Origin of the sequence: Roseburia inulinivorans DSM 16841 (genome assembly GCF_000174195.1) — a bacterium.
Lineage (GTDB): Bacteria > Bacillota > Clostridia > Lachnospirales > Lachnospiraceae > Roseburia > Roseburia inulinivorans.
Genome location: NZ_ACFY01000039.1, coordinates 41,519 through 61,652 on the forward strand (window position 1 = coordinate 41,519; position 20,134 = coordinate 61,652).

The following is a 20,134-nucleotide window of genomic DNA, read 5'->3' on the forward strand; positions in this document are numbered from 1 at the left end:
AGGGTTACAGATATGGAAAACAAAAATAGTACAAAACATCCTTCTGCATACAAGATCATCAGCATTGTTGTAATTGTGATACTGGCAATATTATTTACCTTCCCATTATATTGGATTATCACAGGTTCCTTTAAGACAAACGCAGCGATCAACTCCACAACGCCAATCTGGTGGCCAAAAGAGTGGACACTGGTGAACTATCAGAAATTATTCAGCCGCCAGACCGCACCGCTGTTCCAGTTCAATATTCCATTCAGCAGCCTGATCACAGGAAGCAGGGATTTGAAACTGACACTGACAGGACCGACGGTACCGGCTGCAGTCCGCTGGCTGATCAATACCGTATTCATGGCGATCATGTCCATGATCCTTACCTGTATCACAGCATCCATGGCAGGATATGCGCTTGCAAAGAAGAGATTTGTGGGACGGCAGTTACTTTTTACACTGATCGTATGCGCAATGGCATTACCAAAACAGGTTATTTTGATCCCATTACTTCGTGAGATGTCAAGCCTGAATTTATATAATACGATCTGGGCGGTTATCTTCCCAATCGTAGGATGGCCGTTTGGTGTGTTCCTGATGAAACAGTTCTCGGAGGGTGTGCCTTCTGAAATGCTGGAGGCAGCGCAGATCGATGGAGCGAGTGAGGCAAAGACATTTTTACAGATTGTAGTACCGATGATCAAACCGGGTATCGGAGCACTGGCGATTTTTACATTCATCAACAGCTGGAATGATTACTTCATGCAGTTGATCATGTTATCAAGCACAAGCAACCTGACGATCTCCCTTGGTATTGCCAAGTTACAGGCTGAAAATGCCACAGATTTCGGTCTGATCATGGCTGGTGCGGCACTGGCAGCCCTGCCGATCATCATCGTGTTCCTGTTATTCCAGAAATACTTTACAAAAGGAATTACAATGGGAGCTGTAAAAGGCTGACAAACTATCCTTCTTGTTTAAGAAGGGCGGTATAAAAAATAGGACAAAAATCTAACAGAGGAGTGAAGATAAAATGAAAGATATTACAAAATATCAGGGAGTCATTCCAGCATTTTATGCCTGCTATGACGAAAAAGGAGAAATTTCAACAGAGGGTGTCAAAGCATTGACACGCCACCTGATCTCAAAAGGGGTAAAGGGTGTATACGTTGGCGGTTCATCTGGTGAATGTATTTACCAGCATGTGGACGAGCGTAAAAAAGTGTTGGAAGCAGTTATGGAAGAAGCAAAAGGAAAACTGACCGTCATTGTACATGTAGGATGCAACAATACCGCAGATAGTGTGGAACTTGCGGCACATGCACAGAGCGTTGGAGCAGATGCAATCGCTTCGATTCCACCAATTTATTTCCATTTACCGGAGTATGCAATCGCAGAATACTGGAATGCAATGAGTGCAGCAGCGCCGGATCTTGATTTTGTTATTTACAATATTCCGCAGCTTGCAGGAACGGCATTATCCATGAACCTGTTAAAAGAAATGCTGAAGAATCCGAATGTGATCGCAGTGAAGAACTCTTCCATGCCGACACAGGACATCCAGATGTTTAAGGCAGAAGGTGTCAAAGAGCGTGGCGAAAATGGATTTGTTGTATTCAACGGACCGGACGAACAGTTCGTATCCGGACGTGCGATCGGCGCAGACGGAGGAATCGGTGGAACATATGCGGTTATGCCGGAATTATTTGTAAAAATGGATCAGCTCATCCGCGAAAATAACATCGCAGAGGCAATGAAGATCCAGTACAAAGCAGATGCGATCATCTACAAGATGTGCGAGGCAAAAGGAAATCTTTATGCAGTCATGAAAGAGATTTTACACAGAATGTATGGCTTAGAACTTGGAAGCGTCAGATTGCCGCTTGCACCTTTAGCACCGGAAGATGAGGCTGTTGTTGTTGAGGCTCAGAAGATGATCGAGGCAGCGATCAAAGAATTATAATAAGAGAAATACATACAGAAATATGCCGGGGTGTACGCACTGCTTCGGCTTATTTCTGTATCTGCAGAAAAAATGATGCAGCTGCCAATGTACGGATTTAAAATTAAGAATAAGATTTACAGGACGATTTCGGGAGGAGATACAAAATGGTTACAGACAGTTTACAGAATCTGGAGCAGTATCGTGGTTTACATAAAAATATGGATACCGTCATTGATTTTTTGAAAAAATGTGATCTGACTGCACTTCCAGACGGAAAAACGGTGATTGACGGAGAACGGGTTTTTGTCAATGTCATGGAGGCAGACCTTCGGGAGGCAGAAGGTGCGGAGTATGAATATCATAAACGTTATGCAGATCTGCAGATCGATATCAGTGGAAGTGAATACTGGGAGTGGACAGACAAGGCAGAATTTACAGATACATTTCAGGAAGCTTCGGACTGCGGACTTGCAGCAGGCAGAAGCAGATGTGGCGGAACGCTGGGGGACGGAAGCTTTGCTTTATTCCTGCCGGAAGAATTTCACAAACCAAGCTGCAAAAACGGATCACACACACATGTGAGAAAAGCAGTTATTAAAATTGAGATGTAATTGCAGGAGGAAAATAAAATGGATAAACAGGCATTATTTGATCAGATAAAAGGCGGATTGATTGTTTCCTGCCAGGCATTGGAGCATGAGCCTTTGTATACAAAAGAGGGCGGCATCATGCCTTTGATGGCAAAGGCTGCAGCACAGTCCGGAGCAGTCGGAATCCGTGCAAACACAGTACGTGACATCACACAGATCAAGGAAGCAGTAGACCTTCCGGTCATCGGTATCATTAAAAAAGACTATGAGGGAACACCGATGTACATCACGGTTACCATGAAAGAAGTGGATGAGCTGGTGGCATGCGGTGTGGATATCCTTGCGGTACAGGGAACAAGCGCATTAAGACCGGATGGAAGCACGGCGGCACAGTTTATCGAGGCAATCAAGGCAAAATATCCGGAGCAGCTTGTGATGGCAGACTGCGCAACCATCGAGGAAGGAATCGCATGTGCCAATGCCGGAGCCGATTTTGTCGGTACGACCATGCGCGGATATACACCGGAGACACAGGGCTGTGATGATATCGATTTTGATTTCATCCATGAACTTTCCGAAAAATGCCCGGCAAAGATCATCGCAGAGGGACATATCCACTATCCGGAGCAGGCAAAGAAGGCACTGGAGGCAGGAGCTTTTGCACTGGTAGTCGGCGGTGCGATCACAAGACCGGCGGAGATCACGGCAAGATTCGTGGCAGCGATCGAAAAATAAAAAGGAGAAATTATGAGAATTGTGGCTGTGGATATCGGGGGAACAATGATCAAGTCCGGTCTCTGGAACGGAGAGACATTCGTGGAGCTGCGTGAGACAGAGACGCGCGCATCGGAAGGCGGAGCGGCACTGATGGAGCGTGTCAAAGGACTGATCCATTCCTATCACGATTTTGAAGCGATCGGGATCAGCACTGCCGGGGAAGTGAATACGGAAGATGGAAGCATTTTTTATGCGAACAGCAATATTCCGGGATACACAGGCATGCCGGTAAAGCAGATCATGGAAGAGGAATTTTGTGTGCCTGCCGCAGTGGAGAATGACGTCAATGCGGCGGCTCTTGGCGAACTCCGTTCAGGAGCAGGCGCTGGATGCGATGATTTTTTATGTCTGACCTATGGAACAGGTGTCGGAGGAAGCATTGTGATGAACGGAAGCGTTTACCCGGGGGCTTCTTTTTCTGCCGGAAGCTTTGGCGGAATGGTGATCCACCCGGAAGAAAAGGCGGGAACGGACAGTCTGGAGGGCTGCTATGAGCGGTGCGCTTCCACGACCGGACTGGTCAGACGTGTAAAAAAAGTCGATGGCGCTCTGGATAATGGCAAAAAAATATTTGCGGCAAAGGACAGGCCGGAGATTAAAGAGCAGATTGATGCGTGGATCGACGATATCTGCACAGGTCTTGTAACGCTATGCTGTATTTTCAATCCATCCAGGATCATTCTTGGAGGAGGCATCATGGCGCAGGAGTATGTGCTTTCGGAGGTGAACCGGAAGGTGAAAGCGCAGATCGCACCGGGACTTAGGATCGTGGAGATCGTTCCTGCAAAGCTTGCAAACACGGCGGGCATGATGGGAGCGGTCAGCCTTGCGGAAAAGTTACTTGCGCAGTAAGATGATCGTGTACAATAAATCTGTTTGGAAAAAGATTTTTTAGATAACAGCACAGGGAGGATGAGACAATGGAACAGAAAAATATATTATGTTTTGGAGATTCCAACACTCATGGATATAATTCCAAAACCGGAGGACGTTTCACAGTAGAGGAACGTTGGCCAAAACTTTTACAGAGAAATCTGGGTGATGATTACTATGTGATCGAGGAGGGCTTAAGTGGACGGACCACGTCTTTTGACGATCCTGTTTTTGAAGGATTGAGCGGATTGAATGCGATTTACCCGTGTATGATGACACATGAGCCGTTAGATCTGGTCATCATCATGCTTGGCACCAATGATACAAAAGACCGTTTTAATGCAAACGGATTTATCATCGGAAAAGGTCTGGAGCGCCTGACACAGAAAGCGATCGACACGCATGCTGCATGGCGTAATAAACCGAATATTCTTCTGGTAGCCCCGCCGCCAATCCACCCGGATTATGCAAAAACAGCTGTTGCAGGAGAGATGGGTGACAAATGCGTGGAGCGTTCCAGAGCACTTGCCAAAGAATTTAAGGATGTTGCAGACCGGTTAGGATGTCATTTTATAGATGCCGGTTCCATACCGGGCATTGAGATGTATCCTTATGACTGGATGCACTTAAGCCTTGACAGCCACAGGATCTTTGCGGAGTATCTGGCAGAGTATCTACCGAAGATTGTGTGATAGATGTTCGATTTTGGATAATAACTCAATCATCAGGACAAAATATATAATTGAAAGAATAGAAATGGTTTCATGAGAATTTTCATGAAACCATTTTGTCTTGTGTACAGAACAATCATTTGACAATATTGTCTTGCACACAGAACAAAATAATTGTAAAATTGTCTTAAAGACAGAAAGGAGTGCCGTATGAACAGAGATTATTTAAAGCAGATTATGATTGACCAAAAGGAAACTTATTTAAATAATCCAATGATAAACAGAGACTATCCATTGGAAGATAATGTAAATTATTGCTTTGTTGGAATTAGGAGAACTGGAAAATCCTATATGATGTATCAGCAGATTAAGCATTTGCAGGAAAATGGAATTCCTCTCAAACAGATTGTTTATGTAAATTTTGAAGATGAAAGACTTTTGGAACTGTCAGCAGACGATCTGAACCTGATCCTGGAAATCGGACTCGAAATGTCTGGCGCGGACAATAAACCATATCTTTTTTTGGATGAGATTCAAAACGTGGTAGGCTGGGAAAAGTTTGTCCGCCGGATAGCAGACATGAAATATAGAATTCATATTACTGGAAGCAACAGCAAGATGCTAAGCAGTGAAATTGCATCTACACTTGGCGGTAGATTTATGAGAGTAGATATATATCCATATTCGTTCCCGGAATATCTGGCTGCACAAGGGAAAGATAAAAATTATCTGGAAGTGCTCAGCACAAAAGACAGGGCAGAAGTAGTTGGAATGTGTGATCAGTATGTAAAATACGGTGCTTTTCCGGAATTGGTCGATATCAGAAACAAGCGGGAATATTTAAATAGCATTTACCAGACCATTTATCTGGGAGATATCATGACCAGAAATAAAATAACAAATGATTTTGCAGTAAGATTGATTTTGAAAAAGATCGCGGAATCTGTTGCAAAACCATTGTCCTTTAACAGGCTGAGCAACATCCTAAAGAGTGCAGGTGCAGTACTGGGAAAGCAGACAGTGATTAATTATGTCGGTTATATGATGGACTCCTATCTGTTGTTCACATTGCAAAATTATGCAGCAAAGCTGGTGGAAAAAGAGACTTCGCCAAAATATTATTTTATGGATACCGGTTTGTTAGGGCTTATGCTTATGGATTGCAGTTCGACGCAGTTGGAAAACTTGGTCGCGATAGAACTGATTCGACGCTATGGACGGGAAAATGTATTTTATTTTGAAAAAAAAGTTGAAATTGATTTCTATGTTCCAGAAGAAAAACTTGCAATTCAGGTAAGCCTGCAGGTTTTAGACCAGATCGATACAAGGGAACGGGAAATCGGAGCATTTGTAAAATTAAAAAACTTTATCGGTGATGCGACTTGCTTACTGATCACAAATAGTGAAGAGGAAGAACTTGACTATGATGGAGTTCACGTAAGCGTTGTTCCGGTCTGGAAGTGGTTATTGCAGAAAAGAAAACAGGATATATAAAATTTTGTAAAAAATAAAACGGCAGATGTATTAAAATTATATCTGTCGTTTTGTTGGTGCGCCCGGCGGTGCACGTTTCTAACGGGTTAAAGTCCCGAATCCACCCGGTAATGGGAAGGATATAGCCGAAGGCAAGGGTGTCCATCGTGAGGTGGAATCTGAAGGAAGCCGGATGTGGGAACAGACTAACCACGGGCAAATCTTTGGTCTGACGAATAGAAATCTCATATAAGGTTATGCATGAGAGTAAGGCTGCCAACCAAGTCAAAGCTCAATAACTATACGGAATCATGCGTGATAAATGAGGCAGATGGATGGAGAGGAAGAAACGTGTGGTACCCGGGGAGGTCTGTGCGGTATGCTCCGAAAGGAGTAACCACTGTACAAAGCAGTGCTGAACGCACAGAAGTCAGCAGATGTCATAGTAGACGAAAGGTGAAGAACCGAATCAGTAGGAGTCTTGAGTATGACAGGGAAAGGAGGAATGAATGATTATGACAGAAAACACAAACAGTGGCTGTTCGCAAAGAGATAGTGCGGAACATGAAGGGTATGCGAAAGCGTCAAGGTCATTCAATCTGATATGGAAAGAAAGAGACAGTGCACAGTCGAAACTTATGGAAGCGATACTGTACAAAGATAATCTAAACAGAGCTGATAAAGATGGGAGTACACGAATACTATGCGAACATGGCAGCAAACTGCCGAAGAGGACACTGGTATTGTGCGAATCTGACAACAGTTAAGAAAGCCATAACAAAAGAAAGACTGATAAACGGTGGTCTTTATGATTTAGCCACAGCCTATCCGTCTGTGCACAATAACTACTGAAACCGCCGTGTACCGAACGGTACGCCAGACTGTCTAACGATTAAGAAAAATGTTATAATAAAACTACCAAATACAGTATCGTAGGGGGATTCGTTATGGCATATATTGTTGGCGCAGATAGATATCAAACAAGAATGGTAACCACTTCATTAGATGACTTAATAAGTAAGGATAATTCTGTCCGAGTAATAGATTCTTATGTAGAATCCTTAAATTTAGAAAATCTAGGTTTTATAGAGTATAGTGGTAGGAATCGAGGACAATCACCTTATCGCCGATCTGATTTATTAAAACTTCATATCTATGGCTATTTAAATAAGATTCGTTCTAGCAGAGCATTGGAAACAGAAGCAAAACGCAACCTGGAATTAATGTGGCTGGTAAACTGCATAACACCTGATCATGGTACTATTGCAGGTTTTGTTCAGAAGAATAAGGCTGTGTTTCACAATACATTACGAAATCTTACCCTTATTCTCAAAGGTTGGGGGCTCATTGATGGAGAACTGATTGTTATTGATGGAACTAAGATCCGTGCTCAAAACAGCAAGCATAATTGTATTACGCAAAGCGGTTTAGATAAAAAAATCGAATATGCGGAAGCTCAGATAAATGCATATCTTATGGCAATCGCTAAAGATGAAGCGCTGGCAGATGACCTTACAGATAAACTAAAAACATATCAAGAGCTAAAAGAACAGTATCTTACACAAAAACAGGAATTAAAAGATGAAGGACTGGAACAAAAGAGTTTGACAGATCCTGATTCAAGAAGGGTAAAAAATAACGGCTCATTGGATATCTGCTACAATGTACAGTCTGTTGTAGATGCAAAGAATCATTTTGTTGTAGATATTTCGACGACTAATGATATAAATGACCAAAACCAGCTTTACACTATGGCACAAAAAGCATCCGAACTTTTAGAAAAAGAGTCTTCTACAATTCTGGCAGATACAGGTTATTATAACGGAACGGAGATAAAAAACTGTGTTGATGCCGGAATGAATGTCTTTATAAAAAAGCTAAAGCGAATAATGCTACAAAGGATAATGAATTTCGCAAAGAAAAGTTTATATAATGGTGAAACTGATGAATATACATGCCAAGCAGGAGATAGATTACGATTTTTTGAAAATACTTCGAAGAATGGTATGAAGTATCGCAAATATAAGTGTATAGACTGCAATTCATGCAAATATAAAAAAGACTGCACTACTTCTTCATCTGGAAGAACGATACAGCGTTGGGTACATGAAGATGTTCTTGAAACTGTGTATAATGAAACACTAAATAATAACGAGGTTTATAAACAGAGAAGATGTATCGTGGAGCATCCGTTTTGGACTATAAAAAGAAGTCTCGGATATAGTTTCTTTCATCGACGCAGACAAGAGAATGTTGACGCAGAAGTTGCATCTATGTTTATCGCTTATAACTTTAAGCGATTATTAAGCATGTTTTCAACAGAAGAATTAGTAACGAAGTTTGAAGGAAGTGTGATGTAGCAGGGAGAGGAACGCATGTAATTCATGTGAAAAACAAAGATAAAAATGGTATTAAAAAAATCGAAGATAAAAATACCGTACATCAGACTGAATTTTCGAATCGTTAGACAGTCTGACGCACGGTGGTGTGAGAGGAGGGGAGTTAATCACGCCCTCCTGCTCGATTTGATGGGAAGTTTTTTAGTAACTGAAAATTGCCTTATATACAATGGTAAAATAATAGCTACAGACTAATGTTTGAAGTCTGTTTTTGAATTAACATATCTCGCAATTTTGTAGCACGTTCATAGGCATTATTAAGGTATTCAGTTAATGAGAGATTCTGATATTCACTTTTTCCTAAAATGGAAACTTCCAATGTAATTGGACCGGTATAATTTAAAACAGAGAGTTTTTCGACAAACCAATTCCAATCCAAAGTGCCATCGAAAGGCAGGTAATGCCTGTCATCACGATAATCAATATTGCCGGGTTGAGTCACGCCAAGGTTGTCATGAATATGTAGGCACTTTAATCTGGAACCAAATTTCTTTATCATATCAATGTGAGGACTATAACATAAATTATGACCGCAATCCCAGCAAAATCCATGGAAAGGATCCTTAATATAGTCCATAACAGCATCGATGTGTGGAAGTGGCTCTAAGTTTTCAAAACAAATATGAACATTTTTTTCTTTTGCATAATCGCATAATTCCTGAAAAAGAATTAATCCATTAGAAGAAATGGGAGGGGCTGTGTTTCCGACAGTTACATGCATAATTAATTTGTCAACGTTGACGGAATGGCAGTCATTTATAATTTTTTTCAAATATGTAAGATAATCTTTGCCAATATCGCCAGCCTCCCAAATACGGTTTGCCTGAGAAAAGGGACCGTGTATAGTTTCGAATTTTAATCCGAGCTGATATGCTGTTTCAGCCCAGGAAACCAAAGGTTCTATTCCCGTATATGTTAGGAAAAAACCGTCAAATCCTGCATTTTTAATAAGTTTTAATTGTTCCTCGACAGGAACTGTACTACCAATGATTGTTGAGATGTTAATATCCTGCATAAAAATGAACCTCCATTTAGTAAGTAAAAGTCATAATGATTCCCTGTGGATAATCACCATATTTTTCACCGAAAATATTGATACCGCCAATGTGCTTTGCATCTTCTTTAATGCCTATTCGAAGTGCTATATAATGACACTTATCCAGTTCCAGCTGCTTGATGCTTATAGATGGATTTACAGGCATATGATCGATGTAGCCACCGTTTTCCTTGATGGAAAAGGTCTTGAGAAGCCCGTACTGAGTTCTTCCATTTGGCCAGATGGCGGGTGTGAGCTTGCCGCGCCTGTCCCCGAAATCACCAGGTGAGCAAAAAGTTGTAAGTTCAATGCCGTTGACAGTGACGGTAATATCTGAAGGCCAGTCGTTTAAATATCCAGGAGCTTCTGAACAAATTTCTACACTGAAGGAAAGCTCGGAAAGATGCCGCATTGGATTGATAAGATTTTGAAAACGATATTCAACATAACCCTGTCGAAACCAAAGGAGCTGTGCTTTGGTTCTGTTCGGAGAATAGAAAGAGGAGGGGCTGTCGTACATGTCAATTGCACCATTTTCGTCGGCGAGTCCACACGTTGGCTCAATTTTACATTGAAAATAGTGCCCGATAGGCATTTCGATTGATACAGAATTATCCACTGCACTGAGTTCAGGGTTAACTGTAGATAAAGTAAATGTCTGCATGCTACAGATACAAACACGCATAGAGCCATGGTTGCCGGGCTGGACTTCGGTAATGATAAGCTGTGCATCTTCAAGGCATCTAATATGGACAGCTGTTGAAGACACAGGGATGTTTAAAATATGAGCAATTTCTTGAACAGACATAGCGCAATCTTTCAATAAGGCTAAGATTTGAAGGCGTATAGGAGAAGATAAAGCTTTTCCTATTGACGCAATTCGCTCATGATGAGCAGGATTACTTAGATTTAATTCGATATCACGCTCGCCGATAATTTTGATTGTTCGTTTTGGTTTAGACATGTTACATTCTCCTTTTTATCTTTTTTTCTTACATTATTTCAATAAACGTGTAATAAAAACATACCATTTAATTACATGAAACGTGTAATAAAAAATAATGTTTGACAAAGAATGATGATAAAAAATATGCATTATACACAAAAAATAAATGGAAACAACAAAAATAGTTGACAAAATATTGCAAAAATAATAGAGTGAAATCAACAAAAAACAAATTTTAAATAAAAAAGAGAATTTAAAATATAGTTTTTTGTTACAAAAATAGTATAACAAAATAAGCAAAAAATTGCAAGGCGAAAGGAGAAAGTAGTATGAAGAAAAAGTTGGCGTTGGCATTAGTATTTGTAATGGGGCTGTCATTTACAGCTTGTGGAAAAACAACTGTTTCGGATAGCACAAATGAGGCAGTGTCTGGTGGAGTTCAGTCAACGGATACAAATGAAGATAAAGAATCTTCAGGAAAAAGTGATAAGACGACAATCACATTTATCAATGGATTTACTGGTGGAGATGGTGAATACATGACAAAGATTGTGGATGGGTTTAACGAATCACAAAGTGATTATTATATTGAACAGTTACAGGATGCAGATCATTATACAAAGTTCAAATCAGGAGATTTTGATATGCTGATCATTCATGCAGACTGGATTTCTACCTATCACGCAATGGGGCTTTTGAGAGAAGTGTCTGATATATATGATATGGCAGGTATTTCATTTGAGAATGATTTTCACGATATTACGAAGACATACGCAAAGTATGATGACGGAGTTTTTGCATTTCCATTGGATTTATATGCAGAAACAACATTTTATAATAAAGAATACACAGATGAAGCACCGAAAGATTATAATGATATGATTGAATTAAGAGATAAACTTGATTCCGAAAATTCTGGCATATATCCATATGGATTACCACTGACAGGCGATCAGCAGTGGGCATGGATGACAGCGTTAGGACAATGTGGAGTGAACTGGGTAGAAGATGAACATATCAAGCTTGATACCGAAGAAGCATGTGATGCATTTATGAAGATTCACGACATGATTTATAAAGATCACTTGAGTCCGGCTGGGCTAGGAGCAGATGACCATTTTAATACATTTATCAGTCAGTCAGAGACAGCAGCAAATGTTAAGACAGTCGTTTCGATGACAGGACCATGGAAATATACGGTTGCAAAAGAGGTTCTTGGGGATAATCTTGGAATCGGTACAGTTCCGCAGATTTATGGCGATAAAAAATGTGTACCTGCTGGAGGACATACCTTTGGAGTATCCTCTAAAGTTACAGATGAAAAGAAAATTGCTGGTATTGCTGCGTTCATGAAATACACATATCAGCCAGATGTTCTGCTAAATTGGGCAGATTCAGGTCAGGCACCTGTTCATCTTGCTACCATGGAAGTAGTTAAAGCCAATCCTGAAAAATATCCAGTAGCGGCAGTTAATTACACAATTTTTGATGATGCCATGATACTTCCGGCAATATACAACATTCGTGAACAAGTAAAATATGTAAACGAAACAGTATGGTCGATGGTAGTACAGACTGAAAATTTGTCAAGGGATGATCTTATGGCTGAATTGAAAAATGCAACTGACATAGCAACTGAGTTATCAGAGATGTAAATTATATAGAAGGAACGAGATTATATGAAGAAAAAAAGTACGGGTTTGTTGTTTATAACACCATTTATATTATTTTTCATGCTGTTCTGGTTAATACCATTTATTTATGGAATAGTGATGAGTTTAAGTAAATATAGTTTGATAATGGGAAATCAGGGATTTGTGGGATTCTCAAATTATATCAAAATACTGGTTGGAGATTCGATGTACCATAACTCGTTCCTTCTAGGTTTGAAAAATACTGTAATTTTTACAGCCTGTACAACACCATTCCTTGTTTTGGGAAGTCTTGGTCTTGCATTATTGCTTGATCGGCTTCCTGACAAGTGCAAAGGAATATTCAGAACGATTTATTTTGCCTCGTATTCTGTTTCGGTTACTGCGGTGGCAGCTGTATTTGTATGGCTGATGAAAGGAAACGGCGGATACCTGAATAATTTAATGATGAACATAGGAATTATTAAAAAAGCAGTACCGTGGATGGAACAGCAGCCGTTTGTGTGGGTTTCGCTTACTGTGGCAACGGTATGGTGGACAATAGGTTATAATATGATGCTTTTTGTTAATGCATTAAATGAAATTGATCCACAGCTTTATGAAGCATCAGCAATTGATGGGGCAAGATACTGGAAACAGTTCCGGTATATCATTTTCCCGGGAATTAAAAATGTATTTTATTTTGTTTTGATGACTACGATTATTGCATCATTTAATGTTTATGGGCAGCCAAGACTGATGACGAAAGGCGGTCCAGGAGAAAGCACAAAACCTGTCATAATGGTAATAACATCAACTATTATGGATAGAAATGATCTTGGCATTGGAAGTGCCATGACGCTTCTGATGGGAATTGTAATTGTAATTTGTTCCATAGGACAGTACTTTTTGACAAAAGAAAAAGAAGAATTGAGGTAGGGAGGCAGACCATGAAAAAAAATATATCCAAAATATTATTGCTTATGATGGCATGTATTATTGCATATTTATTTTTACTGCCACTCCTATTTATGGTTTTTACAAGTTTTAAAGGTGTGGCTGAATCAGTAACATCTACAACATTACTGCCCAAGGAGTGGACATTTGAAAATTATATAGAACTGTTTCACAACACAGATACATCCCCAGTTATACAGTGGCTTATAAATACAGCGATTATTACAATTTGTGGAACAGCACTGCGGATTACAACAAGTGTGTTGGCGGCATATGCATTAGCCAGACTGAATGTGGCTGGAAAAAAAATTATTTTGATAGGATTAATCTGGGCAATGGCGATTCCAGAAATTGTAACGTATTTTCCACTGTTTTATATATTCAAACAAATAGGTGGGTTAAATACTTACTGGGCGTTGATACTTCCGTCAGGTTCTGGGGTAATGTGCATATATTTGATTTATAACTTTTTGATAGATTTTCCTAAAGAGCTGGAAGAAGCCGGTTTAGTGGAAGGTGCTAATATTTTTCAGATACTATGGCATATTGTTCTTCCTTCGGTAAAACCAGTTGTGATTACACAGGCATTCATAACATTTTTAGGTTTATATAACAGTTATTTATGGCCATCGCTTGTTATTAACAAGAATGAGACAAGAACAATTACTTTAGGAATAGCTGCACTTGTGTTAGGTGAAAATTATACAAACCCGGGAATGATGATGGCATCTACAGTTGTATCGGTTATACCAGTAATGATTATATTTATTTTTGCAAACAAATATATAGTAAAGGGATTTACACATTCAGGAATTAAATAAAAGCAAGGGGGATAAAATGAGAAGAACCGAATATCCGCGTCCAAATTTTAAACGGGAAAAATGGAAATGTTTAAATGGAGTTTGGAAGTTTTATTATGGAAATAAAAAGACAGAGATAGAAGTACCATTTGTTTGCCAGAGCCAGTTAAGTGGAATAGGCGAAAGAATCACAGAAGATTTTGTGGTGTACGAAAATGAATTTACAGTGCCAAAGGAATGGAAAGGGGAGGAAATCCGTATTAATTTTGGAGCAGTTGATTATCGATGCTGTGTATATATCAATAACCAATGTGTAGGAACGCATATTGGTGGACAGACTCCTTTTTCATTTCAGATAACAAGGTATTTAAATTGGAATAGAGAGACGATCAGAGTTGAAGTGGAAGATCCGCTGACAGATGAAACGATTCCGCGCGGAAAGCAGTTTTGGGAAGATACATCAAAATTTATTTGGTATACACCAAGTACCGGAATTTGGCAGAGTGTGTGGTTAGAACCCCTGTCGAAAACACATTTTGAATGGATTTATTTTACACCAGATATTGATGAGGGAACGGTTAAAATTGAATATAAGCTATCAGAAGCGTCAAAATTGCCATGCAGAGTACATGTGAAGATCAGTCTGGAACAGAACGAAGTTTTTCATGGAAATATGTTATGTGATGAAAGGCAGAATTCATTGACAGTTGATGTATTTCAAAATAAAGCGTTAAACGGTGCATTCCATTTTGTGGGAAAATATTGGAGTCCTGAAAATCCAATTTTATACGATGTTGTCATGAAAGCGGATGATGGAGATACAGGAAATGCAGCAGATGAGGTTGCAAGTTATTTTGGAATGCGGAAAATCCATATAGAAAATGGAAAAATTTATTTGAATAATCAGCCGTATTATCAAAAATTATTGTTGGATCAGGGGTATTGGAAAGAGAGTCTTATAACAGCACCAACAGATGCAGATTATAAAAATGATATTCAGAAAGCAAAAGCGATGGGATTTAACGGATGTCGTAAACATGAAAAAGTGGAAGATCCGAGGTTTTTGTATTGGGCAGATAAGCTTGGCTTTTTGGTATGGGAAGCAATGGCAAGTTTTTGGGTATATACTCCGCAGGCGGCAGAAACATTCATGAAAGAATGGATGGAGGTGATAAACCGAGATTACAACCACCCATCAATTATTGTATGGGGAATGTTAAATGAAAGCTGGGGAACTCCACAAATATATGATAACAGCCAACAGCAGGATTTTTCAAAGTCACTGTATTACATGGTTAAATCTATTGATTCAACTAGATTGGTAATTTCCAATGACGGTTGGGAAATGACAGTAGGCGATATTTGTGCAATACATAGTTATAAACATGGTGAGAAGGAAGATAAACGTCAACATGAGGTATTTGCACAGTCTTTAAAAAGTTTAAAGACATTAGCAAATATAGTTGATAAAAATCTTTTTGCCAAGGGAAGTGAATATAAAAATCAACCGGTAGTTCTGACAGAATGTGGAGGCATTTCGCTAAAAGAGAAAGCGGCTGATAGTCAGGAAGAACAGAATTGGGGTTATACTACTATAAAAAAAGAAGAATTTATAGAAGAATATGATCGGTTGACAGCTGCTATTTTTGACTCAGAGATTCTCAGTGGGTTCTGTTATACGCAATTTACAGATGTCGAACAGGAGACAAATGGATTACTGACAGATACTCATGAATATAAATTTAAACCTGAAGAAATAAAACGTATTAATGATCAAAAGAAATAGAGACAAATGAATAGAATTGAAATATTAAAAAAACAAAATTATTTGTTCTTGATATGGATGGAACATTTTATCTTGGTGAACATGTTTTGGATGGTGCATTAGATTTTATTTCCAGTGTAAAAAAAGCTGGAAAAGATTTTATTTTTTTTACAAATAATTCATCAAAATCACCGGAGCTGTATATTGAAAAACTTGCTAAAATGGGTTGCATCATCAGTCGCGAAAAAATAATGACATCTGCAGATGTTACAATAACATATTTAAAAAAATATCATAAAAACGCGAAAATTTATTTGGTTGGAACAGATTCTCTAATTAAGATGTTTGAAGCCGAAAAAATATGTCTGGATGATAAAAAACCTGATATTGTGGTTGTAGGTTTTGATACAACTTTGACATACATAAAATTAGAAAAAGCATGTTCATTTATTCGAAACGGAGCCATATTTTATGCTACCCATCCGGATATTAACTGTCCAGTTGAAAATGGATTTATACCTGATGTAGGCTCTTTTTGTGCAGCCATATCACTTTCTACTGGAGTAACCCCGAAAATATTTGGAAAACCTCATGTTGAAACATTAGAAAGCATATTGGATAATTACAAGAGTAAAAAAGAGGAGATTGCATTTGTCGGAGATAGGTTGTATACAGACGTTGCAGAGGGCGTAGAAAATGGCAGCAGAGGAATACTTGTATTGACAGGGGAAACAAAAAAGGAAGATATACTGTCGTCTGATATTCAACCGGATGCAGTATTTGATTCACTAGGAGAAATGGGCGCTCTTTTGACTCAGATAGCTGATTTGGAAGGAGTGGAAAAATGTCACAAGTTTTGTTCGATAATAAAAACATAGAATATGGAGTCCGGTTGCTTGTTGCATGTATATGTGGAGCCATTATAGGCGTTGAAAGATACAAAAGAAGCAAAGGAGCGGGTATACGTACACATATGCTTGTTGCATTAGGAGCAGCACTTTTTACGATAATATCGAAGTATGGGTTTGAGGATGTTGTTTGTTTAGAAAATATTCAGGCAGATGCAGCCAGAGTTGCATCTAATATCGTTACGGGAGTAAGTTTTCTTGGCGCAGGATTAATATTTGTGCGAGGTGATAAAGTGCAGGGTCTGACAACTGCAGCTGGAATTTGGGTTACGGCTGCAGTAGGTCTAACCATTGGTTGTGGAATGTATACGACAGGTTTTTTTTGTGCGTGTTTTATTTTAGTGACACAAATTATATTTCATCATGGATTTTTTAAGGGAATGGAAAATTATAGCCATAGCAGGGTGGTAATTTCGGTAGAGAATAATGATGAAATACTTTTAAAATTGAAACAGTTATTTCAAAATAAACGTATTACCATTGAGGAAAGCCACGTTAAAAGACATAGAAATGCAGTATTAACATATACAATGGACATAAGTATGCCAGTGGGAATTTTACCGTTGGATGTATTAAAAATTATGCAGGAATGTAAGGAGATAAAATCAATTGGCTTGTGAGGATGAGTAGATGACAATACAATTATTTGATTCATTAAATTTTGAATTTATATTTAGGTGTTTATTGGCAGGATTATGTGGTGGAGTTGCAGGATTTGAGAGAACGAAACATCAGAAAGCGGCCGGACTTCGTACATATATAATTGTTGCTGTTGGAGCAGCGCTTTTTACAATTGCATCGAAATATGGTTTTTTAGATGTTGTGCATAATGGAATAAGGTTAGATGTTTCAAGGGTTGCATGCAATATAGTAACAGGTGTAGGATTTCTTGGAGCTGGAACAATTTTTATGTATGGCAATCAAATAAGAGGATTGGTAACATCGGCAGGAATATGGGTAATGGCAGCTGTTGGAATGGCGGTTGGTGCAGGAATGTATGTGTTGGCAATAATTGCGACTGCAATTACGGTTGTTATCCAAAGTATGTTGTCGAATAAATATTTTTCGTATCTGGATGTCAAAGTTCCCGGAAGACTTCGTGTTTGTATGGATTCGGAAACAAAATCACTTGAAAAGCTGGAAAAAATATTAAGTGATAAAAAAATAGATATTAGATCAAGCAATATGAAACGACGGAAAGATGAATATATAACATATATTTTTGGAATTTCTATGCCTGAGAATATAGATGTTTCAGAAGTAGTAACCGATATTTCTAAAATACATAGTGTAAAATTTGTAGATTTATAGACTTACTTCCAATTATTAGGAATGAAGCGTAAACTATTATGAAGACTGTTGTTTAGCATGAATAAAAATTTGCAAAACAGCAGTCCTTTTATACATTTATTATAGTAATCTGTAAATAATAATCGCGATCACAATTCCCAGAATACCGGCTACTGTGATATCAACCGTAAATCCGAATGTCAGAACCAAAATCCCCAGATCTAACACCATTGGATTGACAAATCCAAAACTCTGACCGTAATTAAGCCAGCCTAAAGCGGGTACACCTGCACATAACTTTCCAATCAGACCGCCTAACACGACACCGACAAGAAGTAAAAGGACTAAAGCCCAGTTATTTTTTCCAACAATACCTTTGCTCATAATAGTTCTCCTTAAGTATTTTCCTTACTTCATCATATCACATTTGTGTGCCTGCCGGTACCGGATAAATGATAAAACAGCAAAAAGCAGGATCACACCGGCTGCCATTGTGAGAAATACGTTCTTTGTGAATCCGGCAACCAGATAGGCGGCCACGCAGCAGCCACCGACCGTCAGAGCGTAAGGAAGCTGTGTGGATACATGGTCTACATGGTGGCATTGTGCACCGGCGGAGGCCATGATCGTTGTGTCGGAGATCGGTGACATGTGATCTCCGCAGACAGAACCGGCAAGGGAAGCGGCAATACAGACAACGAGCATCGGATCTGTTTCCGGGAACATAGCGGTAACGATCGGAATTAAAATGCCAAACGTTCCCCAGGAAGTACCGGTTGCAAAAGCAAGTCCGCTTCCAACCAGAAATAATATAGCCGGGAAAAGTGAGGTTGCAGTCATATTGCCGGAGAGCATGCTGCTCACAAAGGCGCCGGCTTCTAATTTTGTACTGCAGAAACCGCCTAACGTCCAGGCCAGAACAAGGATCAGGATCGCAGAAACCATCATCTTAAATCCCTGCGGAATACACTCGGCAAATTCACTGAATGTGATCACGCGGCGTGGCAGGTACAGCAAAAACACAAAGACTAATGTAATGAAGGAACCCATCACAAGTCCCATGGATGCATCGCAGTTTGCAAAAGCGTTGATGAAGCTCTCGCCCTCGAAGAATCCACCTGTATAAATCATGCAGATAATGCAGCTCGCAATCAGGAAAATGACCGGAAGAACAAGGTCGATCACCTTTCCTTTTGCGGAAATAATATTTTCTTTTACATTTTCATAATCATTTTTGCCGGAGAAAAGATCACCTTTTGCAGCATTTTCCTCAAACTTTTTCATCGGACCATAATCAAGGCCGGTCACACCCATAAAAATCACCATCAGAATGGTAAGCCATGCATACAGGTTAAACGGGATTGTCTGCAAAAACAGAGAGAAACCATCTCCGTTTGTGTATCCGGTGACTGCGGCAGCCCAGCTTGAGATCGGTGCGATAATACAGATCGGAGCTGCGGTTGCGTCAATGATATAAGCCAGTTTTGCACGGGAAATCTTCTGCTTGTCGGTGACAGGACGCATGACATTTCCAACGGTCAGACAGTTGAAATAATCGTCGACAAAGATCACGACACCGAGCGCAAATGTGGAAAGCAGAGCACCGGATCTGGTCTTGATCTTATTGCCTGCCCATTTTCCGTAAGCGGCAGAGCCGCCGGCTCTTGTCATCAATGCAACAATAATGCCAAGAAATACGAGGAAAATCAGAATGCCGACGTTCCACGAATCCCCCAGCTTTTCCATCATAACTTCAAAAATTGCCTCAATCGTTCCAACCGGACTGAAATTTGTATATAAAAGAGCTCCGGTTACGACACCAATAAATAACGACATATAAACTTCCTTTGTGATCAGCGCAAGCACAATGGCGATCACCGGCGGAAGCAGCGCCCAGACAGTTCCAACAAAATCCATAATTCCTCCTTGTTTTTTCGAAGAAAAAATCCGAGTCTCATTGGACGAGGAGAGGATTTTTCCTCCTTGTTTTGCGAAGCAAAAACTCCGAAGCGTTGCCCCGGAGCCAATATTCTATAATAAGTATATATGATTTTGTGTGAAAAGGAAACAAAAATTTGCTTTAAT

General features: G+C 39.6%; 20 protein-coding genes and 2 pseudogenes. 18 read left to right on the forward strand and 4 right to left on the reverse strand.

Translation table 11 applies throughout. The annotated features are described in order from the left end of the window. Nucleotides 1-12 precede the first annotated feature (12 nt). From ROSEINA2194_RS03855 to ROSEINA2194_RS03895, 10 genes and pseudogenes are all read left to right on the forward strand, one after another. Nucleotides 13-948, forward strand: a complete 936-nt coding sequence (locus tag ROSEINA2194_RS03855) for a carbohydrate ABC transporter permease (protein WP_118093200.1) — start codon at nt 13-15, stop codon at nt 946-948. 73 nt (nt 949-1,021) lie between these two features. After that, nucleotides 1,022-1,951 (forward strand): dihydrodipicolinate synthase family protein, encoded by a 930-nt coding sequence (locus ROSEINA2194_RS03860; protein WP_007883628.1) that lies wholly within the window; start codon nt 1,022-1,024, stop codon nt 1,949-1,951. A gap of 146 nt (nt 1,952-2,097) precedes the next feature. Next, nucleotides 2,098-2,544, forward strand: coding sequence for a NanQ anomerase/TabA/YiaL family protein (locus ROSEINA2194_RS03865; RefSeq protein ID WP_007883631.1), 447 nt, complete (start codon nt 2,098-2,100; stop codon nt 2,542-2,544). Nucleotides 2,545-2,562: 18 nt separating this feature from the next. Next, on the forward strand, nt 2,563-3,258 hold the full coding sequence (locus ROSEINA2194_RS03870) for an N-acetylmannosamine-6-phosphate 2-epimerase (protein WP_044927147.1): 696 nt from the start codon (nt 2,563-2,565) through the stop codon (nt 3,256-3,258). Between the two features lie 12 nt (nt 3,259-3,270). Continuing rightward, nucleotides 3,271-4,152: an ROK family protein gene (locus tag ROSEINA2194_RS03875; RefSeq protein WP_007883639.1), complete on the forward strand. Its 882-nt coding sequence runs from the start codon at nt 3,271-3,273 to the stop codon at nt 4,150-4,152. A gap of 68 nt (nt 4,153-4,220) precedes the next feature. Beyond that, nucleotides 4,221-4,865, forward strand: coding sequence for an SGNH/GDSL hydrolase family protein (locus tag ROSEINA2194_RS03880; protein WP_007883641.1), 645 nt, complete (start codon nt 4,221-4,223; stop codon nt 4,863-4,865). 189 nt (nt 4,866-5,054) lie between these two features. After that, nucleotides 5,055-6,338 carry an ATP-binding protein gene (locus ROSEINA2194_RS03885; protein ID WP_007883643.1) on the forward strand — a complete coding sequence of 428 codons (1,284 nt, stop codon included), beginning with the start codon at nt 5,055-5,057 and terminating at the stop codon, nt 6,336-6,338. Between the two features lie 494 nt (nt 6,339-6,832). Beyond that, nucleotides 6,833-7,000 (forward strand): annotated as a pseudogene (locus tag ROSEINA2194_RS23445) (group II intron reverse transcriptase/maturase); the annotation flags it as partial. A 1-nt stretch (nt 7,001) separates the two neighbouring features. Continuing rightward, nucleotides 7,002-7,169, forward strand: a complete 168-nt coding sequence (locus tag ROSEINA2194_RS20865; protein WP_172727047.1) for a hypothetical protein — start codon at nt 7,002-7,004, stop codon at nt 7,167-7,169. 95 nt (nt 7,170-7,264) lie between these two features. Next, nucleotides 7,265-8,677, forward strand: a complete 1,413-nt coding sequence (locus ROSEINA2194_RS03895) for an IS1182 family transposase (RefSeq protein ID WP_007883652.1) — start codon at nt 7,265-7,267, stop codon at nt 8,675-8,677. Nucleotides 8,678-8,900: 223 nt separating this feature from the next. Here ROSEINA2194_RS03895 and ROSEINA2194_RS03900 read toward each other — a convergent pair whose 3' ends face one another. Then, nucleotides 8,901-9,731 (reverse strand): sugar phosphate isomerase/epimerase family protein, encoded by an 831-nt coding sequence (locus ROSEINA2194_RS03900; RefSeq protein WP_007883657.1) that lies wholly within the window; start codon nt 9,729-9,731, stop codon nt 8,901-8,903. A gap of 16 nt (nt 9,732-9,747) precedes the next feature. Continuing rightward, complete coding sequence (locus ROSEINA2194_RS03905; protein ID WP_007883660.1) at nt 9,748-10,716, reverse strand: ArsR/SmtB family transcription factor; 969 nt, start codon at nt 10,714-10,716, stop codon at nt 9,748-9,750. A gap of 311 nt (nt 10,717-11,027) precedes the next feature. On the opposite strand from ROSEINA2194_RS03905, the gene ROSEINA2194_RS03910 reads away from it, so the two are divergent. From ROSEINA2194_RS03910 to ROSEINA2194_RS03940, 8 genes and pseudogenes are all read left to right on the forward strand, one after another. Next, nucleotides 11,028-12,353 (forward strand): extracellular solute-binding protein, encoded by a 1,326-nt coding sequence (locus tag ROSEINA2194_RS03910; protein ID WP_007883662.1) that lies wholly within the window; start codon nt 11,028-11,030, stop codon nt 12,351-12,353. A gap of 24 nt (nt 12,354-12,377) precedes the next feature. Next, nucleotides 12,378-13,268 carry a carbohydrate ABC transporter permease gene (locus ROSEINA2194_RS03915; RefSeq protein ID WP_007883664.1) on the forward strand — a complete coding sequence of 297 codons (891 nt, stop codon included), beginning with the start codon at nt 12,378-12,380 and terminating at the stop codon, nt 13,266-13,268. Between the two features lie 11 nt (nt 13,269-13,279). Next, nucleotides 13,280-14,107, forward strand: coding sequence for a carbohydrate ABC transporter permease (locus ROSEINA2194_RS03920; RefSeq protein WP_007883666.1), 828 nt, complete (start codon nt 13,280-13,282; stop codon nt 14,105-14,107). A gap of 16 nt (nt 14,108-14,123) precedes the next feature. Beyond that, nucleotides 14,124-14,477, forward strand: a pseudogene (locus ROSEINA2194_RS24010) (sugar-binding domain-containing protein); the annotation flags it as partial. Between the two features lie 9 nt (nt 14,478-14,486). Then, nucleotides 14,487-15,872, forward strand: a complete 1,386-nt coding sequence (locus ROSEINA2194_RS03925) for a glycoside hydrolase family 2 protein (protein WP_500138252.1) — start codon at nt 14,487-14,489, stop codon at nt 15,870-15,872. A gap of 23 nt (nt 15,873-15,895) precedes the next feature. Beyond that, nucleotides 15,896-16,729 carry an HAD-IIA family hydrolase gene (locus tag ROSEINA2194_RS03930; RefSeq protein ID WP_289844228.1) on the forward strand — a complete coding sequence of 278 codons (834 nt, stop codon included), beginning with the start codon at nt 15,896-15,898 and terminating at the stop codon, nt 16,727-16,729. Beyond that, the gene (locus ROSEINA2194_RS03935; RefSeq protein ID WP_007883670.1) at nt 16,696-17,379 is read left to right on the forward strand and encodes an MgtC/SapB family protein; all 684 of its coding nucleotides are present in this window, start codon (nt 16,696-16,698) and stop codon (nt 17,377-17,379) included. Before ROSEINA2194_RS03930 ends, ROSEINA2194_RS03935 begins: the two co-directional genes overlap by 34 nt. A 10-nt stretch (nt 17,380-17,389) precedes the next feature. Next, complete coding sequence (locus tag ROSEINA2194_RS03940) at nt 17,390-18,070, forward strand: MgtC/SapB family protein (protein WP_007883672.1); 681 nt, start codon at nt 17,390-17,392, stop codon at nt 18,068-18,070. Nucleotides 18,071-18,169: 99 nt separating this feature from the next. On the opposite strand, the gene ROSEINA2194_RS03945 is transcribed toward ROSEINA2194_RS03940, so the two are convergent. Together ROSEINA2194_RS03945 and ROSEINA2194_RS03950 are read right to left on the reverse strand one after the other, a co-directional pair. After that, nucleotides 18,170-18,433 carry a DUF4321 domain-containing protein gene (locus ROSEINA2194_RS03945; RefSeq protein ID WP_007883674.1) on the reverse strand — a complete coding sequence of 88 codons (264 nt, stop codon included), beginning with the start codon at nt 18,431-18,433 and terminating at the stop codon, nt 18,170-18,172. Nucleotides 18,434-18,457: 24 nt separating this feature from the next. Further along, nucleotides 18,458-19,966, reverse strand: coding sequence for a Na+/H+ antiporter NhaC family protein (locus ROSEINA2194_RS03950; protein WP_007883679.1), 1,509 nt, complete (start codon nt 19,964-19,966; stop codon nt 18,458-18,460). Between the last annotated feature and the right edge of the window lie 168 nt (nt 19,967-20,134).

Coding starts and splice junctions, on each gene's coding strand:
- ROSEINA2194_RS03855 (WP_118093200.1), top strand. CDS start 13: ATGGAAAACAAAAATAGTACAAAACATCCTTCTGCATACAAGATCATC.
- ROSEINA2194_RS03860 (WP_007883628.1), top strand. CDS start 1,022: ATGAAAGATATTACAAAATATCAGGGAGTCATTCCAGCATTTTATGCC.
- ROSEINA2194_RS03865 (WP_007883631.1), top strand. CDS start 2,098: ATGGTTACAGACAGTTTACAGAATCTGGAGCAGTATCGTGGTTTACAT.
- ROSEINA2194_RS03870 (WP_044927147.1), top strand. CDS start 2,563: ATGGATAAACAGGCATTATTTGATCAGATAAAAGGCGGATTGATTGTT.
- ROSEINA2194_RS03875 (WP_007883639.1), top strand. CDS start 3,271: ATGAGAATTGTGGCTGTGGATATCGGGGGAACAATGATCAAGTCCGGT.
- ROSEINA2194_RS03880 (WP_007883641.1), top strand. CDS start 4,221: ATGGAACAGAAAAATATATTATGTTTTGGAGATTCCAACACTCATGGA.
- ROSEINA2194_RS03885 (WP_007883643.1), top strand. CDS start 5,055: ATGAACAGAGATTATTTAAAGCAGATTATGATTGACCAAAAGGAAACT.
- ROSEINA2194_RS20865 (WP_172727047.1), top strand. CDS start 7,002: ATGGGAGTACACGAATACTATGCGAACATGGCAGCAAACTGCCGAAGA.
- ROSEINA2194_RS03895 (WP_007883652.1), top strand. CDS start 7,265: ATGGCATATATTGTTGGCGCAGATAGATATCAAACAAGAATGGTAACC.
- ROSEINA2194_RS03900 (WP_007883657.1), bottom strand. CDS start 9,731: ATGCAGGATATTAACATCTCAACAATCATTGGTAGTACAGTTCCTGTC.
- ROSEINA2194_RS03905 (WP_007883660.1), bottom strand. CDS start 10,716: ATGTCTAAACCAAAACGAACAATCAAAATTATCGGCGAGCGTGATATC.
- ROSEINA2194_RS03910 (WP_007883662.1), top strand. CDS start 11,028: ATGAAGAAAAAGTTGGCGTTGGCATTAGTATTTGTAATGGGGCTGTCA.
- ROSEINA2194_RS03915 (WP_007883664.1), top strand. CDS start 12,378: ATGAAGAAAAAAAGTACGGGTTTGTTGTTTATAACACCATTTATATTA.
- ROSEINA2194_RS03920 (WP_007883666.1), top strand. CDS start 13,280: ATGAAAAAAAATATATCCAAAATATTATTGCTTATGATGGCATGTATT.
- ROSEINA2194_RS03935 (WP_007883670.1), top strand. CDS start 16,696: ATGTCACAAGTTTTGTTCGATAATAAAAACATAGAATATGGAGTCCGG.
- ROSEINA2194_RS03940 (WP_007883672.1), top strand. CDS start 17,390: ATGACAATACAATTATTTGATTCATTAAATTTTGAATTTATATTTAGG.
- ROSEINA2194_RS03945 (WP_007883674.1), bottom strand. CDS start 18,433: ATGAGCAAAGGTATTGTTGGAAAAAATAACTGGGCTTTAGTCCTTTTA.
- ROSEINA2194_RS03950 (WP_007883679.1), bottom strand. CDS start 19,966: ATGGATTTTGTTGGAACTGTCTGGGCGCTGCTTCCGCCGGTGATCGCC.